Source organism: Micromonospora sp. H33, from assembly GCF_052068455.1.
Taxonomy (GTDB): Bacteria; Actinomycetota; Actinomycetes; order Mycobacteriales; family Micromonosporaceae; genus Micromonospora.
Genome location: NZ_JBQHDE010000002.1, coordinates 319143 through 336609 on the forward strand (window position 1 = coordinate 319143; position 17467 = coordinate 336609).

The following is a 17467-nucleotide window of genomic DNA, read 5'->3' on the forward strand; positions in this document are numbered from 1 at the left end:
CTGGCAGGTAGCAAAGGCAACGAGTACGTCTGCTCGGCGGGCAGCGAGCCTGGTCGTGGGGACGAGCCGCGCGATCGGTTTGCCAGCACGGACGATCGTGAAGGAGCAACCGCGCTCGACGTACTGCAGAACGGCATTCACTTCGCGGCGCAGCTCATCCTCTGTGATTTCGGGGCCCACTCTTTCAGATTAGGCGGTTCGTCTTAGGTTGACGGGTCTTCGGGGGCGGGTTCGTGCCAGCGGGCGCGCCAGGCGGCCTCGTGGGCCTCGTGGGTGGCGCGCTCCTCGAAGACGGCGGCGTTCAGGGCCTCGCGGGCCGCGGAGAAGAGCACCACTTCGGTCGCGATCAAGCCGACGCAGATGGCGGTGAGCAGGGTGACTGCGGCCAGGCCGGGTAGGTGGGAGGCGATCGGGATGCTCACCGTCAGCGCCACCACCGCGCCGACCCGGGTCCAGGACAGGGTGTGCAGCGTACGCAGCTGGAACAGCATGTTCGACGCCAGGTAGCAGATGACCCCACCGAACAGCAGCGGTACGTCGGGACCCTGCGCCGGCTGCGTGATCGGCACCTTGGGGTCGGCGATCTCGTGCACGATCCCCTCGGCCCCGAGGGCGAACAGGATGATCCCGGCGATCATCGGCAGGTAGAGGTAGGCGTACGCGTCGCGGGCCATCGCGACCCGCGGGCCGTCCTTGGCGGCGTGCAGGGCGATGCGGGCGGCGGGCCCGATCATGTCGTAGTGGGCCCACCAGAGGGCGGCGGTGAAGAAGATGCCGAGCACGGCCGCCGCCACCGCGGGCCAGGTCGGTGGCTGGCCGAGCAGGTTGCTGCCCACGCCGACGGAGATGACCGACTCGCCCAGGGCGATGATCAGGATGAGGTCGTAGCGTTCGGTCCAGTGCTCGGCCGAGGTGACGTTCCAGCCCCAGGTGCCGACGAGGATGCCGGTCGCGTACTGGAGCAGCACCAGGGTCAGCCACAGCCCGTCCCGGGCTAACACGGCCGCGTCCGGATCGTCGATCACGGACGGGGCCATGGCGGCGGCCACCAGCAGCAGGGTGCTGAAGACGAGTTCGGGGGAGAACCGGACCAGTTGCCGCCGTTCGTTCGGGCTGTCGCGTACGACGTGCCAGAAGAGTAGGAAGTGCACGGCCCGGATCACGATGTAGCTGATCGCCACCACCACCGGCCCGGCCGCGCCCTCGCGCGGGTCGCCGAAGGCCTGCGGGAGGGCCAGCGCGAAGCAGAAGAGCGCGGCCATCCCGATGACCATCAGCACCGGTACGAAGCCGAGCCCGAGGCGGACCCGGGTGGCGACCACGCTGTGGACGACCCAGCACCACCAGAGCACGGCCAGCACGAGCAACGCGTGCAGCAGCGTGCGGCCGGTGATGTTGGCGGCGGTGGCCCGGGTGATGATGAAGAACGAGAAGACGAAGACCAGGTCGAAGAAGACCTCGAACTTGTCCACCCGGGCGCCCGGGGCGATCGCGACAGCCGGCCCGAGCCGGCCCCGCCACCCCTTCCCGCCCACCCGACCACTCTCTCAGCGGCCGGGGATCGGCCGGGCCGGAATCGGCTCAGCCGGCGGGGCGGTAGCGCAGGCCGTCCATGAGGAGGTCCAACAGCCGCCGGGCCTGGTCGCGCTGCTCGGGGCCGCCGGCGGCGAGGGAGACGCCGCTCAGGCCGGCGAGCACGTCGGCCGGGTCGACGTCGGCGCGGACCGTGCCGGCCGCCGCGCCCGCGGAGAGCAGCCGGGTCAGGGCGGCGACCAGGCGGTCGCGGCTCTGCGCGTACGGGTTGGTGCCCGCGGCGATCACCAGCCGGAGCGCGTCGGCCATGCCCCGCTTGGTGGACAGGTAGTCGATGAACCGGTCCATCCAGGCGCGGGTGGCGTCGGCCGGCGGCAACCGCTCCAGCAGTTCCTCCGCCGCGTCGCAGAGCTTGGCCAACTCGTTGCGGTAGGCCGCCTCGACCAGCGCCTCGCGGGTGGGGAAGTGCCGGTAGAGGGTGCCGATGCCGACCCCGGCGTCCTTGGCGATGGCGTCCAGCGTTACGTCGGCCCCGGCCTGGGAAAACGCCCGTACCGCCGCGTCCAGCAGCCGCTCGCGGTTGCGCTGCGCGTCGGCGCGCAGCGGTCGGGGGGCGGGGTCGGGCACGTCTCCTCCTGGCACTCGGCGGGCTCCGGCGGCCCGTCCCGCGACGGTACGCCGGGGCGTCGGCACGACACCGGCCGGGAGCAGGTCGGTTGGCAAGCGGAGGGCCCTCCGGTTACGCTGGATCCCGTAGCGGAGGAGCCTCCGTTTTCGATGGTAGCGGCCGGACCGGGTTCCGCCGTGCCACCTCTGACAAGGACGGATCATGACCACCAGCACACCTGTCAGCACGCCGTTCACCGCAGAGTCCACCGCCCTCGAGGTGATCCAGGGCATCGACCTCACCGGCCGCCGGGCAGTCGTCACCGGCGGGGGATCCGGCATCGGCGTGGAGACCGCCCGGGCGCTGGCGTCCGCCGGCGCCGACGTCACCCTCGCCGTCCGCAACCCCGACCAGGGGCGGCGGGCCGCCGACGACATCACCGCCACGACCGGCAACGACCGGATCCTGGTCGCCCCGCTCGACCTGGCCGACCAGGGCTCCGTCGCCGCTTTCGTGGCGACCTGGGACGGTCCGCTGCACATCCTGGTCAACAACGCCGGCATCATGGCCTCGCCCGAGATGCGGACGCCGCAGGGTTGGGAGATGCAGTTCGCGACCAACCACCTCGGCCACTTCGCGCTGGCCACCGGCCTGCACCGCGCCCTCGCGGCGGCCGGGGGAGCCCGCGTGGTCTCGGTCAGCTCGGCCGCGCACCTGCGCTCGCCGGTCGTCTTCGAGGACATCCACTTCCGCGAGCGGCCCTACGAGCCGTGGGCGGCGTACGGGCAGTCCAAGACCGCGAACGTGCTCTTCGCGGTCGAGGCGACCCGGCGCTGGGCGGACGACGGCATCCTCACCAACGCGCTGATGCCCGGCGCGATCCGCACCAACCTTCAGCGCTACGTCAGCGAGGAGGATCTGGCCCGTTTGCGCGCCGCCAGCGGCGGGTCGGCGGCGCCGGCCTGGAAGACGGTCGAGCAGGGTGCCGCCACGTCCGTGCTGGTGGCCACCTCGCCGCTCCTCGACGGCGTGGGTGGGCGCTACTTCGAGGACTGCCAGGAGGCCGGCCCGAACCAGCCGGGCACCCGCACCGGGTACGCGCCGTACGCGCTGGACCCGGAGGCCGCGCAGCGGCTGTGGGAGGTCTCCGAGGAGACCCTGCGCGGCTGACCCGACGGCTGCACGCCGCCGTCGCACGGGCCGCCCGGAACGCCGAAGGGCTCCCCGGTCACCCGGGGAGCCCTTCGGCGTGGAACTCGGCCCTACAGGCCCAGCTCGGCCTCGAAGTTGCCGGCCTCCAGCCGCTCCTTGACCGTGCCCAGGAAGCGGGCGGCGTCCGCGCCGTCGATGAGCCGGTGGTCGTACGACAGGGCCAGGTAGACCATCTGGCGGATGGCGACGACCTCGCCCAGCTCCGGGTCGTTGACCACGACCGGACGCTTGACCACGGCACCCGTGCCGAGCATCGCCGACTGCGGCGACGGCACGATCGGGGTGTCGAAGAGGGCGCCCCGGCTGCCGGTGTTGGTCAGCGTGAAGGTCGCACCGGCGATCTCGTCCGGGCTGATCTTGTTGGTCCGGGTGCGCTCGGCCAGGTCGGCGACCCGCTTGGCGATGCCACCGAGGTTGAGGTCGCCGGCGTTGTGGATGACCGGCACCAGGAGCCCGCGCTCGGTGTCCACGGCGATGCCGAGGTGCTCCGCGTCCGGGTAGGTGATCGTCCCGGCCGCCAGGTCCATCCGGGCGTTGACGATCGGGTACGTCTGGAGCGCCTCGACGGCGGCGAGGGCGAAGAACGGCAGGAAGGACAGCTTCACGCCGTGCCGCTGCTGGAAGGAGTCCTTCGCCTGCGCCCGCAGCCGGGCGATCTTGGTGACGTCCACCTCGATGACCGTGGTGAGCTGCGCCATCTCGTGCAGCGACTCGTGCATCCGCTTGGCGATGGCCGCGCGGATCCGAGGCAGCTTCTCGGTGGTGCCGCGCTTGGCACTCGGCGTCGGCTTGGCGGCCGGCTTCGCCGGTGCCGCGGCGGCGGGCTGGGCGGCCGGGGCCGGAGCGGCCTTGGCCGCGCGGGCCCTCTCGGCCGCCTCCAGCACGTCCTGCTTGCGGATCCGGCCACCCACGCCGGTGCCGTTGACCGAGGACAGGTCCACGCCGTGCTCGCCGGCGAGCTTGCGGACCAGCGGGGTCACGTACCCGGCGGCCTCTTCACCGGCGCCGGCGGCCGGCGCCGACGGGCGCTGCTGCGGCGCGGGGGACGGCGGAATCGCGGCCTGCTCGGCCTTCGCCGGCTGGGCGGCGACCTCGGCCTCGGCGGCCGGCTCGTTGTACGACATGCCCGGGGTCGGCTCGGTGACCTGCGGCTCGGGCTTCGGCTCCGGCTTCGGCTCGGGCTTCGGCTCGGGCTTCGGCGCGGGGGCCTCCGCCTTCGGCTCGGGCTTCGGCTCGGGCTTCGCCTCGGCCGGGGCGGCACCGGCAGCGCCGACGATCGCCAGGGTCGCGCCGACCTCGGCGGTCTCGTCCTCAGCCACCTTGATCTCGAGGACGGTGCCGGCGACCGGCGACGGGATCTCGGTGTCGACCTTGTCGGTGGAGACCTCCAGCAGCGGCTCGTCCACCTCGACGGTGTCGCCGACCTGCTTGAGCCAGCGGGTCACCGTACCCTCGGTGACGCTCTCGCCGAGGGCCGGCATGGTGACCGGGGTGCCCTCGCCCGACGGCGCGGGGGCGGCCTGCGGCTCCGGCCGCTGCGGGGCCGGGGCGGGCGCCTCCGGCTCCGGGCCGGTGCCCTCGGCAGCGGCGGTCGGCTCGGGTGCCGGCGCGGCCTGCGGGGCGGCGGCCCCGCCGCCGGCGGCGCCGCCCTCACCGTCGATCACGGCCAGCTCGCTGCCGACCTCGGCGGTCTCGTCCTCGCCGACCACGATCCGGGTCAGCACGCCGGCCGCGGGCGACGGGATCTCGGTGTCGACCTTGTCGGTCGACACCTCGAGCAGGGGCTCGTCGACCTCGACGGTGTCACCCTCCTGCTTGAGCCAGCGCGTGACGGTGCCCTCGGTGACGCTCTCGCCGAGCCGGGGCATGGTGACCGATACCGGCATCTCTTACGACTCCTTCATTCCCCTGGTGCGATCTCGCCCGTCTGCCGCCGGACGCCGCGGTGTCGACTCTGTCTCAGGCGTGCGCGTGCAGCGGCTTGCCGGCGAGGGCCAGGTGCGCCTCGCCCAGGGCCTCGGTCTGCGTCGGGTGGGCGTGCACGAGCTGCGCCACCTCGGCCGGGTACGCCTCCCAGTTGTAGATGAGCTGGGCCTCGCCGATCAGCTCACCGACCCGGGCGCCGACCATGTGCACGCCGACGACCGGCCCGTCCTCGACCCGCACCAGCTTCACGAAGCCGGCGGTCTTGAGGATCTGGCTCTTGCCGTTGCCACCCAGGTTGTAGTTGTAGGTCTTGACCTTGTCGGCGCCGTACTGCTCCTTGGCCTTCGCCTCGGTCACGCCCACCGACGCCAGCTCCGGGTCGGAGTAGGTGACCCGGGGGATGCCGGCCTCGTCGATCACGGCCGGGGTCTGCCCGGCGATCTCCTCGGCGACGAAGATGCCCTGCTGGAAGCCCCGGTGCGCGAGCTGGAGGCCGGGCACGATGTCGCCGACCGCGTAGACGTTCGGCACGTTCGTGCGCAGCCGCTCGTCGGTCAGCACGTAGCCGCGGTCCATCTTCACGCCCTGCTCCTCGTACCCGAGGTTGGCGGTGTTCGGGCCGCGGCCGACGGCGACCAGCAGCAGCTCGGCCTCGACGGTCTCGCCGCCGGCGATGGTCACCTTGACGCCGCTGTCGGTCTTCTCGACCTTCTCGAACGGCTTGCCGACCTTGAAGTTGATCTTCCGCTTGCGGAAGGCCCGCTCCAGCGCCTTCGACGACTCCTCGTCCTCGGCGGCGACCAGCCGGGGCAGGGCCTCGATGATCGTGACGTCCACGCCGAAGGACTTCCACACGCTGGCGAACTCGACGCCGATGACGCCGCCGCCGAGCACGATCGCCGACGACGGGACGCGGTCCAGGACCAGGGCGTGGTCGCTCGTGATGACCCGCTCACCGTCGATGTCCAGGCCGGGCAGGCTCTTCGCGTACGAACCGGAGGCCAGGACGATGTTGCGGCCGGTGTAGCGCTCGCCGTCGACCTCGACGGCGTTCGGCGCGACCAGCTTGCCGGCGCCGGCCACGAAGGTGATGTTCTTCGCGCCGCCCACCAGGCCCTGGAGGCCCTTGTACAGCCGGGAGACGACCCCGTCCTTGTACGCGTTGACCGCCGCCATGTCGATGCCGACCAGCTCCGCCTTGACGCCGAACTGCTCCGACTCGCGGGTCTGGTCGGCGATCTCCGCCGCGTGCAGCAGCGCCTTGGTGGGGATGCAGCCGTTGTGCAGGCAGGTGCCGCCGAGCTTGCCCTTCTCGACCAGCGCGACGGAGAGGCCCAACTGGGCGGCGCGCAGCGCCGTCGCGTAGCCGCCGCTGCCACCTCCGAGGATGACGATGTCGAAGGTCTGGTTCGGCTCGCTCACGTCCAACTCCCAGGTCGCGTCGCTGCATTCGGGGGGTCACGGCAGGGTAATGCGGACACACCCCACCTCGGTCATCTTGTCACCACCGCGCTCCGCCCGCGTAGCGAGGTGCCCAACGACACGTCGTCGACACGTACGCTTGGCACGGGCTTCGATGACGCGGGTTGGGGGAGACGGCGGGTGGGACTGTTCCGACGACGGAAGAAGGCGCGTCCGGTCAGTCTCGACCGGGCGGCCGACCGTGCCGATCTGGAGCATCTTGAGGGCTTCGTCCGCACCCGGCGCGGTGTCGAGGCGTTCATCGAGCCCCGGACCACGGTCACCGAGACCACCGTCATGCTGATCGCCGACGACGGCGAGTGGACCCGCCGCCGGATCGACGGCCCCGACGGCGCCCGCCGCTTCGCCCATCGGCTGGGCATCCCGGTCTACGACGTCCGCCTGATGGGCTACCCGCAGCGGATGCGCGACTACAACGAGCGCCGCAAGCGCCGCCCCGAGCTGTTCTGAGCACCGCCCGCGGAGCGCCTCTTTCACGGAAAGAGTGGCCATCCCGCGCGGAATGGCCACTCTTTCACTGAACGTGCGCGGATCCTGGGCGCGGCGGGCGCCGCGGCGCGCGAGGCGCGTCAGCCGTTGGCGGCGACGTCCTCGATCAGGTGCAGGAGCGTGCGGACCGGGACGCCGGTGCCGCCCTTGGTCCAGTAGCCGGTCGCCTCACCCGAGTGGTAGCTCGGGCCGGCGATGTCGATGTGCGCCCACGACACGTCCCCGCTGACGAACTCGCGCAGGAACACCCCGCCCTGGAGCATGTGACCCGCCCGGTCCATGCCGGCGTTGACCTGGGAGATGTCCGCGACGTCGGAGTCCATGCCCTTGCGCACGTCGTCCGGCAGCGGCATCGGCCAGGCCGGCTCGCCGACCGCGTCGCCGGCGACCTTCACCCGGTCGCACAGCTCCGGGGTGCCCATCACGCCGGCCACCTTCTTGCCCAGCGCGACGACCTGGCCGCCGGTCAGGGTGGAGGTCTCGAAGAGGTAGTCGCAGCCGTCGGCGCAGGCCCGGGCGATCGCGTCGGCGAGGATCATCCGGCCCTCGGCGTCGGTGTTGAGCACCTCGACGCGCTTGCCGTCGAACATGGTGATCACGTCACCCGGCCGGTACGACGTGCCCGACGGCATGTTCTCCGCCATCGGCAGGTACGCGGTCACCGCCACGGACGGCTTGAGCGCCGCGATCGCCAGCATGGCGGCGGCCACCGCGGCGGCGCCGGCCATGTCGGACTTCATCTCCCACATGCCCTGGGCGGGCTTGATCGAGATGCCGCCGGTGTCGAAGGTGATGCCCTTGCCGACCAGCGCGACCCGCTTGTCGCTGCCGCCGCCGGCCGGGGTGTAGCTGATCCGCACCAGCCGCGGCGGGGCCTCCGAGCCCTGGCCGACCGCGACGATGCCGCCGTACCCGCCCTCGCGCAGCGCGGTCTCGTCGAGCACCTCGACCTCCAGGCCGGCCTCGCGTGCGGCGGCGGCCACGGCGTCGGCGAACGCCGGCGGGCGCAGCTCGTTCGGGGCGGTGTTGACCCAGTCCCGGGTGCGACGCACCGCGTCGGTCACCGCCTGCGCCCGGGCCACCTCGGCTGTCGCGGCCGCGTCGCCCGCGTCCGGCACCGCCACCAGCACCTCGGCCACCGGCTCGCGGCGGGCGGGCTGCGGGCGGGTCTTGTAGCCGGCGAACCGGTACCCGCCCAGCAGGGCACCCTCGGCGACGGCGCGCAGCGCGGCCGGCGCGTCGGTGTCGTCCGGCAGCGGCAGGGCCAGGGCCACCCGGGACGCGCCCGCCAGGGCCCGCACGGCCGCGCCGGCCGCCCGACGCAGGGCCTCCGGGGCGGGGGCGGCGCCGGTCGGCTCCGGCCCGAGGCCCACCGCGGCGACCACCGGGGCGGTGACCGTGCCGAGCGTGGCGAGCTTGATCACCTCGCCGGGGCCGCCGGTCGTGCCGAGCAGCGCCAGCGTCTCGGTCAGCTTTCCGTCGAAGGCCGCGGCGATGCTCTCCGCGCCGCTGGCCAGCAGCAGGGCTCCGGCGGCGTTCGGCTCGCCGGTCTGGCTGTGCACGCCGATGACGATCGCGTCGACGGCGAGTTCGGCGGGGTCGGTGTCGACCAGGCTCAGGGTGGTGCGGGGCGATGTCACTGAAGCTACTCCGGGCGGGCCGGGCCGGTCGCAACGTCGCGTACCGGCGATGAAGGTCTCCGGCGGACCGTACCCGCCGGAGGTCGGGGCTGTCCCGCCGACGTGTCCGGCGGGTCCCGCCGATGCTAACCAGCCGTTAGGGCCCCGGTAAGTTCCCACCCATGACCGACGTGACCTCCGGCCCCGCTGAGACCCGGCTGCGCCGTTCCCCGCTGCACGACCGGCACACCGCCGCCGGCGCCAAGTTCGCCCCGTTCGGCGGGTGGGAGATGCCGCTGGAGTACGCCGGGGGCGGCGTGCTCAAGGAGCACACCGCGGTCCGTACCTCGGTCGGTGTCTTCGACGTGTCCCACCTGGGCAAGGCCCGGATCACCGGGCCGGGCGCGGCGGCCTTCGTCAACGCCTGCCTCAGCAACGACCTGGGACGCGTCGGGCCCGGCAAGGCGCAGTACACGCTGTGCTGCGACGACGCCACCGGCGGCGTGGTTGACGACATCATCGCCTACCTGCACGGCGACGACCACGTCTTCCTCGTCCCGAACGCCGCGAACACCGCCGAGGTCGTACGCCGCCTGCGCGCCGCCGCGCCGCCGTCGGTCACGGTCACCGACGAGCACGACGCGTACGCGGTCCTCGCCGTGCAGGGCCCGCGCTCGGCGGAGCTGCTCGCCGCCCTGGGCCTGCCCACCGAGCACGGGTACATGAGCTTCTCGACCGCCACCCTGGGCGGTGCCGAGCTGACCGTCTGCCGCACCGGCTACACCGGCGAGCTGGGGTACGAGCTGGTCGTGCCCGCGGCCGACGCGGTCGCCGTGTGGGACGCGCTGTTCGCCGCGGGGGAGGCGTACGAGCTGCGGGCCTGCGGCCTGGCGGCGCGGGACACGCTGCGCACCGAGATGGGCTACCCGCTGCACGGGCAGGACCTGTCGTTGGACATCACCCCGGTGCAGGCCCGCTCGGGCTGGGCCGTGGGCTGGGACAAGCCGGCCTTCTGGGGCCGGGAGGCGCTGCTCGCGGAGAAGGCCGCCGGCCCCCGGCGGACGCTGCGCGGCCTGGAGGCCGTCGACCGGGCGATCCCGCGCCCGGGCATGGCCGTGTACGTGGGCGACACGCAGGTCGGCACCGTCACCAGCGGCACCTTCAGCCCGACGAGGAAGCAGGGCATCGCCCTGGCCCTCATCGACACGGAGCCGAAGCTCGCCGACGGTGCCGAGGTCGAGGTCGACATCCGCGGCCGCCGCGCCGGAATGCGCCTGACCCGCCCCCCGTTCGTCCAGCCCTCGGTCCGCTGACCCGCGTTGATCATGAAGTTGTAGCGCTCGGCCTCGGCGTGTCGGAGCTGTAACTTCATGATCAACGGCACGTCGGCCGGGCGGGCGGGCGCGCGGGGTGGGGCGGTCAGACCGGTGGGGCGGGGCGTTCGCCGGCGTCCAGGACGGCCTGGGTCCAGCCGCCCTCGATGACGCCGGTGCCGTCGAGGACCGCCCAGTCGACCACGTCGGTCGCCTCCACCACCACCGGTGAGCCGATCCGGACGGTCGGGTCCGTGTTGGCGTCGCTGGCGCTCGCGCCCTCGATCCGTTCGGGGTTGTCCCAGGAGGTCACCCCGGCCCACACGTACTCCGGGCCGTCGTCGCCCGGCAGCCCGTACTTGACCACGAGCTGCGTCTCCGGCGGGAGCTGCCCGGCGAGGAACCGTGCCCGGATGTCGCCAAGCGAGGCGCGGGCGGTGGCGACCGCCCGGCTCATGGCGTCGCCGGGGCGCGCGTACCGCACGTCCGGCTGGATGCCGTTGAACAGCGTGGCGCAGGCGGCGGCGAAGTAGCGGCCGTCCGGCCCGGGGTGCCCGGCCGGCGGGCGCAGGCTGAGGAACGAGTCGGCCTCCGGGTCGGTGGCCGGGTCCAGCTCCAGCCGCAGCAGCACCGGCGCGGTCGCCCCGTGCTGCTCCGGATTGCCGTACGCCACCGCGATGTCGTGCCCGGTGACCGTGGCCAGCACCGGCAGCTGCACGAACGCCGGCACCTCCTCGCCGGCCAGGCCGTCGGTCCAGTCCCGCAGCAGCCGCCGGGCCGCCCCGGTCATCACCGCGCCCCACGCCCGGGTGAGATGGTCGGGGACACCCTGCGTCTGGAGCTCCAGCAGGCCGAAGCGGCGCAGCCCCTTCGTGGTGAACCACAGCCCCTCGGCGTCGGACGAGTACGGCACCAGCACCCAGTCGACCAGCCGGATCCGCCCCTGCGCGTCCGGCAGCGACCGCAGCGCGGTCGCCGGGTCCAGGAACTGGAGCCCGAAGACGTCCACCACGTCGCTGTCGACCGTGTCGGCGACCGCGGCGGCCACCGCCCGGGCCGCCCACTCGTGTGCCGGCGGCCAACCCGGCCGGTACTCGGCCTGCACCACCACCAGGTGGGTCGCCGCCGCCAGCCGGGCCAGCTGCGCCTCCGTCGCGCCGAACGCGGTCAGCAGGTCCGGTGGCAGCTCGGGGAACTCGCCGATCGGCCGGGTGTCCACGCTCATCAGCGGGCTGTCCAGCATCTGCCGCGCGAGCCCGTACACCGGCTCGGCCAGCCGCCCGGCGAGCCGCTCCACGGCCGTCTTCGTGCCCACCGCCGGCAGCCCGGCCATCGGCACCAGGTACGTCGCGCTCAGCGATTCGGGGACCGGTACGGGCAGGAAGTCGTCCGTGATGAGCATGTCGTCCCCCGGGGTGGCCGCGCCGGTGCTGTCGCCCCGAACGCTACCCGGCGGGCGGGGCGGAACTCAGCCGGACAACGCCAGTCCCAGGTAGGTCAGCGTGGTGACCACTTCGACGGTCGCGCCCAGCACGTCGCCGGTCACGCCGCCGAGGCGGCGTACCACGTGCCGGAGCAGCCCCACCGCGACGGCGAGGGCGGCGGCGACGGCGAGCGGCCCCTGCCACGGGCGGCCCGGCACGGCCGCGACCGCCACCAGCGCGACGGCAGCCGTGCCGGCGGCCAGCGCGACCGGCCCGACCGTGCCGGCGACCAGCGCGCCCAGGCCCTCCGGCCGGGCCGCCGGCACCCCGCGCCGGCAGGCCACCGCGACCCCGAGCCGGCCGGCGGCGGTCGCGGTCACCACCGCTGCGAGCACCGCCGGCGCCGACCGCCCGGCCAGCTCCGCGAGCACCGCCGCCTGCACGAGGAGTACGACCACCAGCGCGACCACCCCGAACGGGCCCACGTCCGGCTTCTTCATGATCTCCAGCGCGGCCGCCCCCCGCCGGTACGACCCGAGCGCGTCCACGGTGTCGGCCAGCCCGTCCAGGTGCAGGCCCCGGGTGAGCAGCGCGCCGACACCGACCGTGACGCCGGCCGCGACCAGCGGCGGCGCGGACGCGCCGAGGAGCAGCAGCACCCCGGCGAGGACGGCGCCGAGCAGCGCCCCGACGGCCGGGGCGAGCGCCATCGCGGTGCCCGCGACCGCCCGGTCGATCCGGCCGGCGCGCACCGGCAGCGTGGTGAACGTGGTCAGCGCCAGCCGTGCCCCGGCGGCGAGCCGCTCAGCCGGCACGCCGGCCGGACGGGTCCAGCGACGCGGACTCCGGCTCGGTGGTGGTCGGCCCCGGGCCGGCCGGCTCCGGCTCGTGGAAGTCCGGCTCGTCGGTCTCCGGCTCGGTGGTGGTCGGCCCCGGCCCCGCCGGCTCCGGCTCGTGGAAGTCCGGCTCGGCGGTGGTCGGCCCCGGCCCCGCCGGCTCCGGCTCGTGGAAGTCCGGCTCGTCCGACTCGGGGACGCCGCCCAGCGCCGGGTGTACCGGCAGCGCGGCGGCCAGCCCGAGCACCGAGCGCAGCAGCGGCAGCGCCACCAGCGCGTTCGCGCCCTCGCCCAGGTCCAGCCGTAGGTCGAGCAGCGGGGTCAGGCCGAGCACGTCGGCGGCCAGCCGCACCGCCGGGTGCCCGCCGTGGTCGGCGAGCAGGCACCAGTGCCGGGCCTGCCCGGCCAGATCCCGGCTGACCATGCCGGCGGCCACGCCGACCGGACCGTCCAGCAGGACCGGCAGTCGCCGCGCGGTCGCGCCGAGCAGCACGCCGGTGGCCACGGCGATGTCACCGCCGCCCAGCTCGGCCAGGATGTCCTTGGCGCCGCGCGGCGAGTGGCGGCTGCGGTGCAGCCCGTCCCGGACGGCCGCGCAGCGCACCATCCAGGAGGCGTCGTCGTACTCGCCCGCGTCGGTGACGACCCGGCCGAGCACGGCGGGCGGCTCGGCCCCGGCCGTGGCCGCCAGCACCGCCGCGGCCGCCGCCTCGGTGCCGGCGCCGCACGCGCCCAGCACCAGCAGCCGTACGCCGGCGTCGGCGGCCTGCTCGGCCAGCCGCCAGCCCTGGCGCAGCGCCGACTCGACCTGGTCGAGGGTCAGCGCCGGCTCGACCTCGATCGGGCCGGCGGTCGGGGCGTCGACCACCTGGAGGCTGGCGCCGGACTCCGCGGCGAGCCGGGCCAGCGCACCCCGGCCCGCCCGGGCGTCCCGGGCGCGGCGGGCGGAGTCGCCGGGGACCGTGCCGGCGGCGGCACCGCCCGCGTGGTCGCCGTGCACGAGCAGCACCCGCACCGAACCCCACGGCGCGGGCGTCGGGGTGCCCTGGGTGGCGGCGGCGAAGCCGACCACCCGGTCGAGCACGCCGAACCCGGCGCCGGGCACGTCCAGGGTGGCCAGGCGGTCGACGGCCTGCGGGCCCGCGTACTCGTCGGGCATGGGCAGCTCCATGCCCGGCTGGATGACCAGGCCGGTGGCCACCATCGGCAGCGCCATGGTCGGGGCCGCCCACGGGGTGCCGCCGTCGTGGGCCGGGCCCGCCGGGGCAGGCGGGACGGTCGGGGTCAGCACCTCGGGCAGCGCCTCCGGCTCCCCGTCCGGCGTCACCACGGTCTCGTCGGTCGGCTCGCTGACGTCGCCGTCCGGCGTGGGGGCGCCGGGCGCCCCGACGATGACGTTCGGCGGCGCGACGGGAGCCGTCGGCGTGGTGGGCTTGAGCCAGGCCGGCTGACCCGCGACCACCAGGACGACCGCCTCGCAGGCGTCGGCGACCGCGCGGTTGGCCGCGCCGAGCGCGTCGGTGAAGGCCCGGCCGAGCGGGGTGGTCGGCACCAGGGAGAGCCCGACCTCCGGGCTGACCACCACCAGCCGGGCCCGGCAGGAGCGCACCGCCTCGGCCAGTTCGGCGATGGTGGCGGTGTCGTCGGCCGGCTGGTGGGCCGGGTCGAGCAGGACGGTCACCCAGCCGCCCAGGTCGTCGACGAGCAGGGTCTCGTGCGACTCCGCGGCGGAGATCACGTCGGCCAGGCGGCGCGGGTCCTCGGCGGTCTCCTCGGTGGTCCAGGTCTCCGGGCGGCGGGCCCGGTGGGCCGCCAACCGGGTCGCCCACTCCTCGTCGTCGGCGCCGGCGTCGGCGGCGGTGGCCACGTAGCGGACCAGGGGCGCGTCGGCGACCAGGGACTCGGCGAACTCGGACTTGCCGGACCGGATACCGCCGAGCACCAGGACCGTGTTCCACCCGTCAACGGACATGCCCGTACCTTAAGGCCGCCCGGCGACCCGCCGCCCTCCGGCCCGCACGCCGCCGACCCGGTTCGCGCCACCTCATCCGCAGTGTTCGAAACCGCTGCCGTAGCTGGCGCCGCCGGTCGACCCACCCCACTTGACGCAGACACCGGCCGCCGCGGCGCGCACCGGACCGGCGTAGTACGCGAACGACCCGCTGTCGGTGCTGCGGGCCCGCCCCTGCACCTCCAGCCAGGCCGACGTGGCGGTGGCCGTGCCCACGGCGCTGTCCTTGAGCGTCACCACGCAGTTGGTGCCGGTGCCGTCGTGGTACAGCAGGTAGACCCGGCCCTTCCGGGCGCCACCGGCGGTCAGCGTGGCGGAGTCGATCACGCGGTAGCCGCTGCCGCACACCTCGCCGGCGGTGTACGGGTTGGGCTTCGACGGTGCCGCGGTGGTCGGCGTCGGGCGGGGCCGCGGCGAAGCCGCGGTGGGACCGGCACCCGCGCCCGGGGACGCGGTGGCCGGGGTGCCGGGCGCCGGGGTCGAGGTGCGTCCCGCCGAGGGGGTCGGTGCGGCGGCCGTACGTCGAGTGGCGCTCGGTGCCGCGCCGGACGCCGGGCTGGTTCCGGCGACCGCCGTCGCGGGTGCACCCGGGTCCACCACCGCGGCGCGACCGGCCCCGGGCGCGGCGGTACCGCCCTCGGAGACGAGCGCGGTGGCGGCGACCGCGCCGACGATCACCACGGACACGGCGACGGCCGCGCCGACGAGCGCGGTACGGCGGGCCGGCCGCCGGTCACCGGGACCCGGCAGGGTCGGCGATGTCGTACCGGCCGGGTCCTCCAGGGTGGGGTGCCCGCCGGACGGCTCCGACGGTGCCCAGGGCGGCTGCGGCGTGCCGGCCAGGTGGGCGCCGGAGGGCGGGAGCGCGGCGGCGGGCGGCCGAGCGGCCGGCGGGGGCACGGCGGCGGGCGGCAGGGGTGCGGCGGCGGGCGGCGGGGGTGCGGCGCCGAGGCCCGGCGGGCCGGCGGCCGGCGACGCGCCGGCGACCGCCCACGGTGGACGGGCCGAGTCCGGCACCACCGCCAGCGTCGCCTCCCGCGCCCCGGTCGCGGCGTCGGCCAGCGCCGCCGCGTCGGGCCAGCGGTCGGCCGGGCTCTTCGCCATGGCGCGCTCCACCACGGCGACGACCGCCGCCGGGGTCTCCGGTGGCAGCGGCGCCGGCTGGTCCTGCAGGTGGCGCAGGGCCACCTGCAACGGGTTGTCCCCGTCGAACGGCGGCCGGCCGGCGAGGCAGGCGTACGCCACGGTGCCGAGGGCGTAGATGTCCGTCGCGGCGGAGACCGGCTGGTTCGCGGCCTGCTCGGGCGACATGTACGAGGCGGTGCCGAGCACCATGTTGGCCGCGGTGAGGCCGGCCGTGGTGCCGGAGCGGGCGATGCCGAAGTCGACCAGCACCACCTGGCCGTCCGGCTTCACCAGCAGGTTCCCCGGCTTGACGTCGCGGTGCACGATGCCGGCGGCGTGCGCGGCGTGCAGCGCGTCGGCCGCCTGCGCCACCACGGACATGGTCGAGGCGGCGTCGAGCCGCCCCGCCCGGCGCAGCCAGGTGCCGAGCGGCTCGCCGTCGACGTACTCCATCACCAGGTAGTCGACCGGGCCGCCGTCGGCGAGGGTGGCCCGGCCGACGTCGTGCACCGCGACCACACCGGGGTGGCGCACCGCCGCCAGCATTCGCGCCTCGGCCCGGAACCGGGTGGTGAACTCCGGGTCCTCGGTCAGCGCCGGCAGCAGCACCTTCAAAGCCACCACGCGTTCCAGCGCGACGTCGGTGCACCGCCAGACCGCCCCCATGCCGCCGGTCGCCACCCGCTCGTCCAGCCGGTACCGGTCGCCGAGCACCACACCTCGAGTCAGCACCCGGCCACGGTACCGGCCGGCCACCCGGGAGCGATCAAGCACTCACCCGACGCGCAGCCGTTGTCCGTCAGGACGACTACTCTGGCGGCGGGAGATCAGCGGCGAGGGGAGACGCGCACATGGCGTGGAGCTGGCGGTACGAGGGCACGAACGGCGAGTCGGTGCAGGGTCCGGCGGAGTCGTTCGGCAGCCAGGCGGATGCCGAGTCCTGGATCGGCCAGACCTGGCGGGAGCTCGCGGCGTCCGGCGTCACCTCGGTCGCGCTCGTCGAGGACGACCGCGTGGAGTACCGGATGAGCCTGCTGCCCCCGGCGGAGTGATGGCCGGCGACCGCCCGGGTGGCGAGCCGCTGCTGCTCGGCGTACCCCGGGCGGCGTTCCGTCCCAGCCCGGTCTTCCTCGCCCTGGTGGCGCTCTTCGTCACCAGCGCGGTCATGACCTGGCGCGGGTTCGGCAACGTCCGGGTCGACGTGTTCCTCTTCGTCGTCTCCGGCTGGCTGGTCTCGCTGTGCCTGCACGAGTACGCGCACGCGCTCGTCGCGTTCCGGGCCGGCGACCGCAGCGTCGCCCACCAGGGCTACCTGACGCTCAACCCGCTGAAGTACAGCCACCCGCTGCTGTCCATCGCGCTGCCGGTGCTGGTGGTGCTGCTCGGCGGCATCGGCCTGCCCGGCGGTGCGGTGTGGGTGGACCGGCACGCCATCCCCGGGCGGCTGCGGCACACCCTGGTGAGCCTCGCCGGACCGGCCACCAACGTGCTGTTCACGCTGGTGCTGGTCACCGCCGTCCGGCTCGGCGCGCCCGGCGGCGGGCCGGTCGAGTTCTGGGCGGCCGTGGCGCTGCTCGCCTTCCTCCAGCTCACCGCGAGCCTGCTCAACCTGCTCCCGGTGCCCGGTCTGGACGGCGGCAACATGATCCAGCCCTGGCTCAGCCCGCCGTATCGGCGGATGTACGACGTCTTCGCGCCGTACGGCTTCATCCTGCTGTTCGCGCTCCTGTGGAACCCGACCATCGCCGGCTGGTTCTTCGGGGCGGTCTTCGCCGTCGGCGACGCCCTCGGCCTGCCTCCGGGCCTGTACGTCCGCGGCCTGGATCTCGTGCGCTTCTGGCAGGGCTGACGGTCCGTCGCGGCCGGCGCCGTTCCGGGCCGGCCGCGACG

14 protein-coding genes are annotated in these 17467 nt (G+C 74.8%); 5 read left to right on the plus strand and 9 right to left on the minus strand.

The features are described 5' to 3' along the window. Window positions 1-203: 203 nt before the first annotated feature. Both ACTMS0_RS07080 and ACTMS0_RS07085 read right to left on the minus strand, forming a co-directional pair. Window positions 204-1535, minus strand: coding sequence for a low temperature requirement protein A (locus ACTMS0_RS07080; RefSeq protein WP_441154290.1), 1332 nt, complete (start codon window positions 1533-1535; stop codon window positions 204-206). Window positions 1536-1581: 46 nt separating this feature from the next. Next, window positions 1582-2160, minus strand: a complete 579-nt coding sequence (locus ACTMS0_RS07085; protein ID WP_441154291.1) for a TetR/AcrR family transcriptional regulator — start codon at window positions 2158-2160, stop codon at window positions 1582-1584. 202 nt (window positions 2161-2362) lie between these two features. Here ACTMS0_RS07085 and ACTMS0_RS07090 point away from each other — a divergent pair, with 202 nt between their 5' ends. Next, window positions 2363-3310, plus strand: a complete 948-nt coding sequence (locus tag ACTMS0_RS07090) for an SDR family NAD(P)-dependent oxidoreductase (protein ID WP_441154292.1) — start codon at window positions 2363-2365, stop codon at window positions 3308-3310. Window positions 3311-3402: 92 nt separating this feature from the next. Here ACTMS0_RS07090 and sucB read toward each other — a convergent pair whose 3' ends face one another. Next, on the minus strand, window positions 3403-5238 hold the full coding sequence (gene sucB / locus ACTMS0_RS07095; protein ID WP_441154293.1) for a 2-oxoglutarate dehydrogenase, E2 component, dihydrolipoamide succinyltransferase: 1836 nt from the start codon (window positions 5236-5238) through the stop codon (window positions 3403-3405). 73 nt (window positions 5239-5311) lie between these two features. Beyond that, window positions 5312-6700 (minus strand): dihydrolipoyl dehydrogenase, encoded by a 1389-nt coding sequence (gene lpdA / locus ACTMS0_RS07100; RefSeq protein ID WP_441154294.1) that lies wholly within the window; start codon window positions 6698-6700, stop codon window positions 5312-5314. Between the two features lie 180 nt (window positions 6701-6880). Between lpdA and ACTMS0_RS07105 the strand changes: the two genes are divergently transcribed. Further along, window positions 6881-7210, plus strand: coding sequence for a hypothetical protein (locus tag ACTMS0_RS07105; protein WP_441154295.1), 330 nt, complete (start codon window positions 6881-6883; stop codon window positions 7208-7210). A 119-nt stretch (window positions 7211-7329) separates the two neighbouring features. Here the strand turns inward: ACTMS0_RS07105 and ACTMS0_RS07110 are convergent, their stop codons facing one another. Next, window positions 7330-8889 (minus strand): leucyl aminopeptidase, encoded by a 1560-nt coding sequence (locus ACTMS0_RS07110; RefSeq protein ID WP_441154296.1) that lies wholly within the window; start codon window positions 8887-8889, stop codon window positions 7330-7332. Window positions 8890-9050: 161 nt separating this feature from the next. Here ACTMS0_RS07110 and gcvT point away from each other — a divergent pair, with 161 nt between their 5' ends. Further along, complete coding sequence (gcvT, locus tag ACTMS0_RS07115; protein WP_441154297.1) at window positions 9051-10181, plus strand: glycine cleavage system aminomethyltransferase GcvT; 1131 nt, start codon at window positions 9051-9053, stop codon at window positions 10179-10181. Between the two features lie 106 nt (window positions 10182-10287). On the opposite strand, the gene ACTMS0_RS07120 is transcribed toward gcvT, so the two are convergent. From ACTMS0_RS07120 to ACTMS0_RS07135, 4 genes are all read right to left on the minus strand, one after another. Next, window positions 10288-11583: a DUF2314 domain-containing protein gene (locus tag ACTMS0_RS07120; protein ID WP_441154298.1), complete on the minus strand. Its 1296-nt coding sequence runs from the start codon at window positions 11581-11583 to the stop codon at window positions 10288-10290. Window positions 11584-11649: 66 nt separating this feature from the next. Continuing rightward, the gene (locus ACTMS0_RS07125) at window positions 11650-12420 is read right to left on the minus strand and encodes an adenosylcobinamide-GDP ribazoletransferase (protein ID WP_441154299.1); all 771 of its coding nucleotides are present in this window, start codon (window positions 12418-12420) and stop codon (window positions 11650-11652) included. Continuing rightward, window positions 12410-14413 (minus strand): bifunctional adenosylcobinamide kinase/adenosylcobinamide-phosphate guanylyltransferase, encoded by a 2004-nt coding sequence (locus tag ACTMS0_RS07130; protein WP_441154300.1) that lies wholly within the window; start codon window positions 14411-14413, stop codon window positions 12410-12412. Before ACTMS0_RS07130 ends, ACTMS0_RS07125 begins: the two co-directional genes overlap by 11 nt. Window positions 14414-14485: 72 nt before the next feature. Further along, a complete protein-coding gene (locus ACTMS0_RS07135; protein WP_441154301.1) occupies window positions 14486-16309 on the minus strand; it encodes a protein kinase domain-containing protein in 1824 nt (607 codons plus the stop codon). A 119-nt stretch (window positions 16310-16428) separates the two neighbouring features. Between ACTMS0_RS07135 and ACTMS0_RS07140 the strand changes: the two genes are divergently transcribed. Continuing rightward, on the plus strand, window positions 16429-16629 hold the full coding sequence (locus tag ACTMS0_RS07140; RefSeq protein WP_168001880.1) for a hypothetical protein: 201 nt from the start codon (window positions 16429-16431) through the stop codon (window positions 16627-16629). Continuing rightward, complete coding sequence (locus tag ACTMS0_RS07145; protein ID WP_441154302.1) at window positions 16629-17426, plus strand: site-2 protease family protein; 798 nt, start codon at window positions 16629-16631, stop codon at window positions 17424-17426. The genes ACTMS0_RS07140 and ACTMS0_RS07145 overlap by 1 nt, the downstream gene beginning before the upstream one ends. Window positions 17427-17467 lie beyond the last annotated feature (41 nt).